8 protein-coding genes and 1 pseudogene are annotated in these 9,986 nt (G+C 74.1%); 3 read left to right on the top strand and 6 right to left on the bottom strand.

The window, feature by feature from the left end; all coding sequences use genetic code 11:
• Positions 1-712: sensor histidine kinase (locus tag MXD58_RS12145; protein WP_250609321.1), on the top strand; the 712-nt coding region annotated here is incomplete at its 5' end.
• Positions 713-904: 192 nt separating this feature from the next.
• Here MXD58_RS12145 and MXD58_RS12140 read toward each other — a convergent pair.
• From MXD58_RS12140 to MXD58_RS12115, 6 genes are all read right to left on the bottom strand, one after another.
• Positions 905-2,446 carry an HNH endonuclease signature motif containing protein gene (locus tag MXD58_RS12140; protein WP_248840652.1) on the bottom strand — a complete coding sequence of 514 codons (1,542 nt, stop codon included), beginning with the start codon at positions 2,444-2,446 and terminating at the stop codon, positions 905-907.
• Between the two features lie 480 nt (positions 2,447-2,926).
• Entirely contained in the window at positions 2,927-3,568 is a 642-nt protein-coding gene (locus tag MXD58_RS12135) for a response regulator (protein WP_248840651.1), read from the bottom strand.
• On the bottom strand, positions 3,565-5,007 hold the full coding sequence (locus tag MXD58_RS12130) for a sensor histidine kinase (protein WP_250609320.1): 1,443 nt from the start codon (positions 5,005-5,007) through the stop codon (positions 3,565-3,567). The genes MXD58_RS12135 and MXD58_RS12130 overlap by 4 nt, the downstream gene beginning before the upstream one ends.
• 4 nt (positions 5,008-5,011) lie before the next feature.
• On the bottom strand, positions 5,012-5,791 hold the full coding sequence (locus MXD58_RS12125; RefSeq protein ID WP_248840649.1) for an ABC transporter permease: 780 nt from the start codon (positions 5,789-5,791) through the stop codon (positions 5,012-5,014).
• Positions 5,792-5,835: 44 nt separating this feature from the next.
• Positions 5,836-6,741 (bottom strand): ABC transporter ATP-binding protein, encoded by a 906-nt coding sequence (locus MXD58_RS12120; protein ID WP_248840648.1) that lies wholly within the window; start codon positions 6,739-6,741, stop codon positions 5,836-5,838.
• A gap of 219 nt (positions 6,742-6,960) precedes the next feature.
• Entirely contained in the window at positions 6,961-7,575 is a 615-nt protein-coding gene (locus MXD58_RS12115; protein ID WP_248840647.1) for a TetR/AcrR family transcriptional regulator, read from the bottom strand.
• Positions 7,576-7,644: 69 nt separating this feature from the next.
• Here MXD58_RS12115 and MXD58_RS12110 point away from each other — a divergent pair, with 69 nt between their 5' ends.
• Together MXD58_RS12110 and MXD58_RS12105 are read left to right on the top strand one after the other, a co-directional pair.
• The gene (locus tag MXD58_RS12110; protein WP_248840646.1) at positions 7,645-9,282 is read left to right on the top strand and encodes an MFS transporter; all 1,638 of its coding nucleotides are present in this window, start codon (positions 7,645-7,647) and stop codon (positions 9,280-9,282) included.
• Between the two features lie 433 nt (positions 9,283-9,715).
• Positions 9,716-9,986, top strand: a pseudogene (locus tag MXD58_RS12105) (phosphatidylglycerol lysyltransferase domain-containing protein); the annotation flags it as partial.

Raw genomic sequence — 9,986 nt, 5'->3', positions numbered from 1 at the left:
GGCCGACCGGGTCCGCACCGCGCTGCTCACCGCCGTCAGCCACGACCTGCGCACCCCGCTGGCCGCCGCGAAGGCCGCCGTCACCGGTGTGCGTAGCGGCGCCCTGCTCGCCGCGGACGAGCGCGACGAGCTGCTCGCCACCGCTGACGAGGCCCTCGACCGGCTGACCCGGCTGGTGGAGAACCTGCTGGACATGTCCCGCCTGCAGGCCGGCGCGCTGTCCGTGTTCCCCCGCCCGATCGGGCTGGAGGACGTCGTCCCGCGCGCCCTCGACGAACTCGGCCCACCGGCCCGCGCCATTCCCATCCGCCTGCCCGACGACCTGCCCACCGTCAAGGCCGACCCGGCGCTGCTGGAGCGGGTGCTGGTCAACCTCGTCGCCAACGCCCTGCGCCATTCTCCCAGCGACCGCCCGCCGGTGATCACCGCGAGTGCCCTTGCCGACGTCGTCGAGCTACGGGTCGTCGACCACGGGCCCGGCATCCCGGCCGCCGCCCACGAACGGGTCTTCCAGCCGTTCCAGCGCCTCGGCGACCGGGACAACACCACCGGTGTCGGCCTCGGCCTCGCTCTGTCCCGCGGCCTCGCCGAAGCCATGCGCGGCACGCTCACCCCCGAGGAGACCCCCGGCGGCGGTCTCACGATGGTCCTCGCCCTGCCCGCCGCCGAACTCATGCCGGCTCCTGGCCTGACGCACGCGGACATCGCCTGATTCACCGCCGTCCCCGAGCCCGTTCGGAGGCGGCAGACGCCGGGGTGACGACCACGTTCGCACCAGGCGGCCGGGCCAGGTGGGTCACACCCGCAGTACGGCGAGGTCGACGTCGCCCCGCCAGGCAGCGTGCCGCCGGCCGTTGACCGCCTGCGTTGGCGCGGCCCGGCTGACATCGCCCCTGCCCGGCTGTCAGGTGAACTGGCTTACGAGGTCCGGTGGCCGCTGGCAGTAGGGATTGCGCCGGGGGCGACGGTGGGGATCGATGCGGTGGGGTGGAATGAGCTGGGGCAGCTGATGGTCGTCGAAGACGATGTCCCAGCCGTCGTGGTGCACCCGCCGATGGTGGGTACCGCATAGCAGCACCAAATTGTGGAGCGCCGTCACGCCCCCGCAGGGCCAGTGGATCACATGATGGCCTTCGCACCATGACGGTGGGCGATCACAGCCCGGAAACACGCAGCCACGATCGCGGACGGCCAGGGCCCGCCGCAGCGCCGGCGGAATCGTCCGGGTGGTTCGGCCAACGTCCAGCGGCACCCCCTGCGGATCCAGCAGGATCCGCGTCACCTCGGCGTCGCAGCTCAGCCGGTTCAGGACCCCGCGGGGCAGGGGCAGACCCCAGCTCGTCTCGGCCAGCTCCTTACCACCGGCCAGCAGCGTCGCCCAGGGAACGGTGACGAGCAGATGCGGCCGGACCCCACCAGAGGTGGGCACCACCCCGGCCCCCAGCGCACGGCCGACGAGTTCGACCAGGGCGTCCGCACGGCGGCGCGTCGGGCTGCGCCGATCCGGCGCACCATCCTCACCTGGCGAGGGCGCCGCGAGACCATCGAGTGCGGTCCGCAGCAACGCCGCGCCCTCGGCGTCGAGCTCGCCGTGGATCAACGTCGTGCCCCAGGGCGTGTCCGTCAGCGAGAACCGACGCATCGACGCCGGATCGCGCATCCGCTCATCGGCCGGTCCCGGCCAGCGACCACCTCGGCTCCCGCCCGCGTCGCCGTCCTCTCCCTCGCCGGCGTGATCGCCCTCGGCCGCGCTGTCACCGTTCGGCCCGCCATCCGGACCCTCGGCGCCGGATGCTCCGCCGGCCGCGTTCGACGCCGGACCGCCCGCCGGGTCGCCGCCGCTCCCGCCGGCTTCGGACCCGCCTGCCTGGGGATCATCACCGCCGGACGAGGTGTCCACTGTTGTCAGGTGCTCGCGCAGTCGCGCGGCGAGTCTGACAAGCTGGTGGGGATCGAGGCTGCGGGCGTGATCGAGCAGCGCCCGCTCGGCGGCGGCCCGCTGTTCGGGACTGATGCCGCCGGGCAGCGCGCGCATCGCCTCGCAGATCACCCGGGCCTGCTCGGCGCCGATGTCGCCGGCCGCCAATGCCTGCCCGGTCGCCCTGCACGGATCGTCCAGATCTCGGGCCACCGCCACCTGGCGCCGCGCGTCCAGCGGCGCGAGCGTCAGCCGCTCCCGCAGCCAACTCGGAAGATCTGCGGCGCCCTGTCGGACCGCGAAACCGCGGTTGAACGCGTCCACCAGAACCTGGCCCCGCACCGCCGTCAGCCGGGAACCAAGCTCATGCAGACCCTCGATCAGACCTTCCAGTTCACTGTCGGACAGGTGCCACGGGTCCTCCTCCAGCATGCCGCCGACCTGCTCACTGATCACCGCCATCCGCGCGGGCAGCCCGCTCGCGGCCACAACGCCGACTCCGTCGCCGACGGCCTCGTCTCCGTCCATGACCATGACCATGAGCGAAACCGTAGATCGCCGACCGACCGGATGTCGAACTCACGTTCGATGCCTGTGGATATCGCGGATCCTGTGGACAGGGCGCCCCCGGCAGGTCGCTACGCCCAGCGACTGCCCGCACACCCACCATCGGATCCGCGCATCAACCCGCCAGGGTGATCAGGCTGGCGCTGCTCATCGGCGTCACCTCCCACGTCGACGAGGGCGTCGCCGACCTGCCCTTCGTCGCCGATGACCTGCGTGAGCTCGACACCGTCCTGACGGCGAACGGCTACGGCACAGGGCTTACGACCGCCCGTCCGATCCGAACTCGCTGTGCTTCGCGGTCGAGACGTTCGTCCGCGCCGCCGCGGGGGGCCGACTTCGCTGCTGGTCCTGGGCGGGCACGGCATGCACAGCGCCGGGGTGGACTGGCGTGGGCTCCGAGCCGGCCTGACCCGCGGGCCCCGGGGCCTGGCACGGCCCCGTTCAGCCGAGGATGCCGCGTTCGTAGGCGACGGCCACGGCGGCGGCGCGGTCGCGGACGCCGAGCTTGTTGTACAGGTGGATGAGGTGCGTCTTGATCGTCGCCTCGCTGACCATGAGCTCGCGGGCGGCGGCCTGGTTGGTGGCGCCGGCGGCGACGAGGCGCAGCACGTCGAGTTCGCGAGGGCTCAGACTGTCGGGTTCGCGGGCGCCGACCCGGCCCATCAGGGTGCCGGCGACGGACGGCGCGAGCACCGACTGTCCCGCGTGCGCGGCGCGCACGGCGCGGACGAGCTCGTCGCGCCGGGCGTCCTTGAGCAGGTAGCCGGTAGCGCCGGCCTCGATCGCCGGCAGCACGTCCCGGTCGCTGTCGAAGGTCGTCAGCACGAGCACGCGGGCGGGATTGCCGCGCGCCCGTAGCCGGGTGATGGCCTCGACGCCGCCCGTTCCGGGCATCCGCAGGTCCATGAGGATCACGTCCACCTCGGATTCCTCGGCCCGCGCTACGGCCTCGGCGCCGTCGGCAGCCTCGGCGACGACCTCGAAGTCCGGGTCGCCCGCGAACACCCCGCGCAGGCCGTCGCGGACGATCGGATGGTCGTCGACGATCAGCAGCCGGATCGGCCCGGCCGGCCCGCCGCTCATCGCGCGGCCCGCGCCGCCGCCATGGACTCGGCATCGGACTCGGCATCGGTATCGGCATCGGCATCGGCATCGGCATCGGCCTCGGAGGCCGGCTGTCGCTCGGCCACCGGCTGTCCCGTCGCCTGCGGGCCGGGTACGGCCGGGGGATCGGCGAGGGAGAAGGCGGCGTTGATCGTGGCGCCCTGCCCCGGGCTGGACTCGACGGTGAACGTCGCGGCCAGCGACTCGGCGCGGCGGCGCATCCCGGTCAGACCGAAGCGGCCTGGCGGTGGGCCGGCGGCCGGGTGGAAGCCGGTCCCGTCGTCGGCGATGTCGAGCAGCAGCGTGTCATCGAGGTAGCTGAGGGTGAGTCGGACGCGGGTGGCGCCCGCGTGGCGGGCCACGTTGGCGAGGGCCTCCTGGGCGATCCGGAAGACCGCCGTCTCGATGTCGGCCGGGGCGCGGACCGCCTCGCCGGTGGTGACCACGTCCGCGGGGACCCGCGTGCGCCGCGTCCAGTCCCCGGCCAGGGCCGCCAGCGCCGCGGGGAGGCTGCCCTGCTCGAGCTGCTCGGGGCGCAGGGCCCGCACCGAGCGGCGGGCCTCGGTGAGGTTGGCGCGGGCGAGGGAGTCGGCGAGTTCCAGGTGGCGCTCGCGTTCGGCGCCCTCGACGTCGGCGCGCCGGGCCGCCTCGAGCTGGGTGATGATGCCGGCGAAGCCTTGGGCCAGGGTGTCGTGGATCTCCCCGGCGAGGCGGCCGCGCTCCTCGGCGACGCCGGCCTCGCGGGCCTGGGTGAGCAGCTGGGCGTGCAGGCCGACGTTCTCGTCCATCGTCGCCCGCAGCCGGTCGTTCGCCTCGGCCAGCTCGGCGATCATGCGGCCACGCTCGACGTTCTGCTCCAGCACCCGGTTCATCAGGCGGGCCATGCTGAGCACGGCCACCACGTTGAAGCCGCCCATGATCAGGTAGGTGACGGTGTGGGCGAAGGATCCGTTCGGGTAGCCGGCGGTCTGTGACCCGGCGAGGACGAGGGCGGTGGCGACGAAGCCGGCCAGCCGGCCGCGCCGGCCGAGCTCGTCGGCGAAGAAGTAGCCGGTGAAGGCGAACACGCCGAACCACGGATTCGCCCAGACCAGCACCGCGGCCAGTGCCAGGTGGACGGTGAACACCGCCGTCCGGGTCCGCACCGACAGGCCGCTGACCGGATAGCGGATCAGCGCGGCCGCCCAGAGCGCGGCCACCACCGCGACCGGCACGCCGACGTGGACGTGATCACGGTAGGCACCCAGGTCGGGCAGTGTGATCACGGTGAGCAGCACCGAGACGCCGAGCGTCGGCAGCACCAGCAGCCGGGCGATCCGATCGGACCGGGTCTGCCAGGCCAGCACCTGCGCCGAGATCGCCGGCCCCGGCCGTGAAGCCGCCGCCTCGGCCACCGCGTCGACGCTCATGACAGCCATCGTGTCACCGCCACCGGAACCGGCGGGCGGCGATCGCGCCGCAGGCGACGGCGTAGCCGGCGAGGACCAGCAGCGGCGCGGCGGCCGGCCCGTGCCCTTCCAGGGACGCCTGGACGGCCCGGACGCCGGCGCCGAGCGGGCTGTAGTCACTGATCGTCCGCAGCGGATGGTTCATCTTCGCGCGCGGAATCCACAGGCCGGCGAAGAACATCAACGGGAAGAACACCAGCATGCCCAGCGCGTTCGCGATCCGCTCGGTCCCGGCCAGCGCCGTGACCAGCAGGCCGATGGCCAGCGTCGCGGCGGCCACGAGCAGCAGGGAGAGCACGAAACCCGGTAGCTGGCGGGGCACCGGCACGCCGGCGCAGATCGCGACGACGAGCAGGACGACGTCGATGACGACCCCGACGCCGAGGTAGATCAGGCCCTGCGCGCCGAGCAGGCGCGACGGTGGCACCGGGGTGGTCGACAGCCGGCGCAGAATGCCCTTCTCCCGGTAGCCGGCGAGTACCGCCGGCAGCAGGTTCACCGCCGACATCACGAACACGTACATCATCAGGATCGGCAGGTAGACGCGCAGCGGGCTGAGGCCGCCGTAGGTGTCGCTCGGGCGGCGGGTCGCGGGCACGACGGCGAGCACGACGACCGCGGCGACAGGGATCAGCGCCGTCCAGAGCACCGAGCTGGCGGAGCGGGCGAACAGCCGCGCCTCTACCCGCAGCAGCTCCCGGAACGGGCGCCGCCGCACCGGGCAGGCCGGCGGCGCGAGAGGTGTCGACGTCATCACGTACTCCTCGGGTGGAAGGGGGTCCGGCCGGGCGGCGCGGCTCAGGACGCAGCCGACGACGTCAGCGCGAGGTAGGCGTCGTCGAGGCTGGGCTGTTCGACGCGCAGCCGGTGGGCGAGCACGCCGGCCCGGGCCAGGTGCGCGGTGACGGTGGACAGCGCGTCGGCGTCGCCGACGACGAGCACTTCGTCGCCGTGCCGGCTGACGGACTCGATGCCCGCCAGCGCGGCGAGGCGGGTGTCGTCGAGCGGCGCGGAGGGCACGAAGCGGAGGCGCTGCCCGGCGTCGAGGCGGGTGGTCAGCGCGGACGGCGAGTCGCAGGCGAGGACCCGGCCGGCGTCGATGACCGCGACCCGGTCGCACAGTCGTTCGGCCTCGGCCATGAAGTGGGTGACGAGCAGGATCGTGACGCCGCGCTCGCGCACCGAGGAGATGAGCTCCCAGGTGTCGCGGCGGGCGGCCGGGTCCAGGCCGGTCGTCAGCTCGTCGAGGATCGCGACCTTCGGCCGCCCGACGAGCGCCAGCGCGATGGACAGCCGCTGGCGCTGCCCGCCCGACAGCTTCCCGAACCGGACCCCGCCGTGGCGGCCGAGCCCGAGGACGTCGAGCAGCTCGCCCGGGTCGGCGGGGTGTGGGTAGAAGGAGGCGAACAGGTCGATGGCCTCGCGCACCCGCAGGTTCGGCTGCAGGTCGCTGTCCTGGAGCTGGACGCCCAGGCTCGCGGTCACCGCGCCGCGGTGCAGGGCCGGGTCGCGGCCAAGCACCCGCACCGCGCCGCCGTCCGGCCGACGCAGCCCGGCGACGCACTCGACCGTCGTCGTCTTCCCCGCCGCGTTCGGCCCGAGCAGGCCGAAGATCTCACCTTCCGCCACGGAGAACGAGATGTCGCGCACGGCGACCCGCTCCCCGTACACCTTGTGCAGCCGGGCCACCTCGACCACCGTCATCGGATCCGTCCTTCCGCGTGCACCTCTGTCGTGGACGGTTGTGACGATCCCGCGACGGCGGCACCGGCCACATCGCCTCGCCGGCTAGAGATCACCGGCCACCGGGTGGACGGCCGCCCTCCACCGATCGGTTGATGTCGCCGGAGTCGTCCCAGGTCTCGGCGCCAACGGCCGTTCGCAGGACACGGGCGGGGGACGGCGGGGCCAGGCCCCGGGACGTCAGCTGGTGCGGCGGGCGGTGGGCAGCGGGCCGAGCAGCGCGGTGCGCAGGGCGGGGCCGAGGGCACGGACGATTTCATCGGCGGTCATCGACGCGAGCGGTTCGGCGGCGATGACGTAGCGGGTGAGGATGAGGCCGCCGACCTGGGTGACGAACGCGCCGGCCCGGCGGTGGGCGTCGGCGCCGCCGATGCGCTCGGCGAGGCGTTCGACCAGCTGGCGGTGGATGCCGTCGCGCAGCATCGCCGCGAACCCGGGGTCGCTCGCCGCCGCGCGCATCGCGGCCAGCAGCGGCACGCCCGTGTCCGGGTTGTCCCACGTCCTCACCAGGGTGGGGATGAGCCGCTGCGGCAGCGTCTCCAGATCGCCCTGCAGCAGGCCCCCCAGCAGGTCCGCCGGACTGAGGGTGAGTTCGAGGACCGCGGCGAACAGGCCGGCCTTGGAGCCGAAGTAGTAGCTGATCAGCGCCGCGTCGACGCCGGCCTCGGCAGCCAGCGAACGCATCGTGACCGCGTCGTAGCCTTCGCGGCGGAACCGGGCGCGGGCCACCGCGAGGATCTCGGCGCGCACGTCCGGGCTGCCGGGCCGCCGCCCGCGCCGCGGCGAAGAATTCATCACGGTTGAACTACGGTAGCCGCGGCGCGCACGGTCGGTCCAGCCCCACCGGACTGGAGGACCACCGCCATGACCCCACCGACGACCCCGACGACCCCGACGACCCCGACGACCCCGACGACCCCGACGACCCCGACGACCGCGACGACCGCGCTCGCACCTCCCGTCGACCACCGCGGCCCACGCCCGATAGGCCAGCCGGCCGGCGCCGCGGGTCCGCGGTCCGCACCCGCCGCTGCCGCGCGCCACACCCGGGTGCTGGTGGTCACCTGCCTCGCGCTGGCCACCGTCGTGTCCGCCATGTCGTCGCTGAACGTCGCGCTGCCGTCCATCGCCACGGACACGCACGCCTCCCAGACCCGGCTGTCCTGGATCATCGATGCGTACAGCCTGTTCTTTGCCGCGCTGCTGCTGCCGGCGGGCGCCCTCGGCGACCGGTTCGGACGCCGGCGCGCCCTGCTCGCGGGCCTGGTCGTCTTCGGCGCCGCCTCGGCGGCGGCACCGTTCACCAGCAGCGCGACGGCGCTGATCGGGCTGCGCTGCCTGCTCGGCGTCGGCGGCGCGCTGGTGATGCCGGCGACCCTGTCGACGATCACCGCGACGTTCCCGCGCGAACGGCGGGCGGCGGCGGTCGGCGTCTGGGCGGCGGTCGCCGGGTCGAGCGCGATCCTCGGCGTGCTCGCCTCCGGGCTGCTGCTGGAGGCGTTCTCGTGGCGGGCGGTGTTCGTCCTCGGCGTCGGGCTCGCGGTGGTCTCCATCGCCGGGACCTGGAGGTTCGTGCCCGACTCCGCCGCCGGCGACACCCCGGCGATCGACGTGGCGGGAGCCGCGCTCTCGGTCGCCGGCCTCGGCGCGCTCGTCTACTCGATCATCGAGGCGCCGGAGCAGGGCTGGCGCTCCGCCGCCACCCTGACCGGGCTCGGGATCGGCGTGGCGCTGCTCGCCGGGTTCGTCGCCTGGGAGCTGCGCACGGCCGCGCCGCTACTGGACCCCCGCCTGTTCGCCCGGCCCCGGTTCGCGGCCGGCACGCTGTCGATCTTCCTGCAGTTCTTCGCCTTCTTCGGCATGATCTTCGTGTCGATGCAGTACCTCCAGCTCGTCCGCGGCGACAGCCCCCTGATCGCCGCGGTCAGCGTGCTGCCGCTGACCGCCGGCCTGATGCCCGCCGCCCGACTCGCCCCGAAGATCGTGGCCAGGGTCGGTGCCCGGGCCTGCTGCGTCGCCGGACTCGCACTCGCGACCGTCGGCCTGGTCGTGCTGTCCCTGCTGACGCAGGACAGCTCGTACCTGCTCGTGGCGGCCGGCCTCTACCCGCTCGGCCTGGGCATGGGCCTCGCGATGACGCCCGCCACCACCGCGATCACCGACAGCCTGCCCGCCGGTCTGCAGGGTGTCGGCTCGGCCGTGAACGACCTGTCCCGCGAACTCGGCGGCGCGCTGGGCATCGCCGTGCTCGGCAGCCTGCTCGGCTCGACCTACCGCTCGCACCTGGCGTTGCCCGCCGCCGTGGCGCCAGACCTCGCCGCGCAGGCCCGCTCGTCGTTCGGCCTGGCCGCCCACCTCGGCGAACCGATCCGCGGCCACGCGCAGGCGGCATTCGTCGACGGCATGGCTGTCGCGCTGACCGGTGGCGCCGCCGCGACCGCGCTGGCCGCGCTCGCCGTGGCCCTGCTGCTGCGACGCCCGTCCCATCCCGCCGAGGGCTGACCACGGACGCTCTCAGGGGGTCGCGACCAGGCGGCCCGTCAGCACTGCCCGGCCCGTCAACGGAGAAACACCGATGGCACCCCGGTGCGGGCGTGTGGATCGACCCCGTCTCACCGCGCCGGCGTCACGCACCCCGTACCACCAGCGGCGACCCGGCACTGTGACGACGGGCAGCCGTACGCGCACGGTCTGGCGCGCACCGCCTGAACGCACCCATCCCAGGGCGATGTACCGTACGCCGGTCCCGGGCGATCGCGCGTCGGAGTTCCGGGGCCGCTGTCGGGACGGAGAATCGGACACGATCTCCCGAATCGTGGCGGTACCGCGGCCGTCTCGGCCCGCGGGCCGGCACGGACCCGGTGGCGCGCCGGCGGCGACGTACCCCGCCCCGGCGCATCCCTGCCCCCGGTGCGCGCCTTGGGAGTGACTGTACGTGACGCGTCGCACGGACGCGGCGGCGCCCAGTGCCGGGCCCCGCTGGCGTCGTCTGCCCACCCCTGCCCTGATCGCCGTGCTCACGGCGCTCGTCGGCCTGATCGACATCGTGACCGCGATCAGCCATCGGCCGATCCGCTGGACGTGGATCGGCCGACTGATCCCCGGCATGATCACCGACGCGGCGGCCGGCACGAGCGTCGGCGCCGGCCTGCTGCTCGTCGGCCTCGCCCACGGCCTGCGCCGCGCCGAACTCGTCGGCCTCGACG

It is taken from the genome of Frankia sp. AgKG'84/4 (assembly GCF_023242965.2).
Classification (GTDB): domain Bacteria; phylum Actinomycetota; class Actinomycetes; order Frankiales; family Frankiaceae; genus Frankia.
This window is presented reverse-complemented; position numbering and strand designations above follow the sequence as displayed.

Excerpts from the sequence above, each read along its gene's own strand:
- MXD58_RS12120 (WP_248840648.1), bottom strand. The coding sequence starts at position 6,741 with ATGACGGTGGTCGAGGTGGCCCGGCTGCACAAGGTGTACGGGGAGCGG.
- MXD58_RS12110 (WP_248840646.1), top strand. The coding sequence starts at position 7,645 with ATGACCCCACCGACGACCCCGACGACCCCGACGACCCCGACGACCCCG.
- MXD58_RS12115 (WP_248840647.1), bottom strand. The coding sequence starts at position 7,575 with ATGAATTCTTCGCCGCGGCGCGGGCGGCGGCCCGGCAGCCCGGACGTG.
- MXD58_RS12130 (WP_250609320.1), bottom strand. The coding sequence starts at position 5,007 with ATGGCTGTCATGAGCGTCGACGCGGTGGCCGAGGCGGCGGCTTCACGG.
- MXD58_RS12135 (WP_248840651.1), bottom strand. The coding sequence starts at position 3,568 with ATGAGCGGCGGGCCGGCCGGGCCGATCCGGCTGCTGATCGTCGACGAC.
- MXD58_RS12125 (WP_248840649.1), bottom strand. The coding sequence starts at position 5,791 with ATGACGTCGACACCTCTCGCGCCGCCGGCCTGCCCGGTGCGGCGGCGC.
- MXD58_RS12140 (WP_248840652.1), bottom strand. The coding sequence starts at position 2,446 with ATGGACGGAGACGAGGCCGTCGGCGACGGAGTCGGCGTTGTGGCCGCG.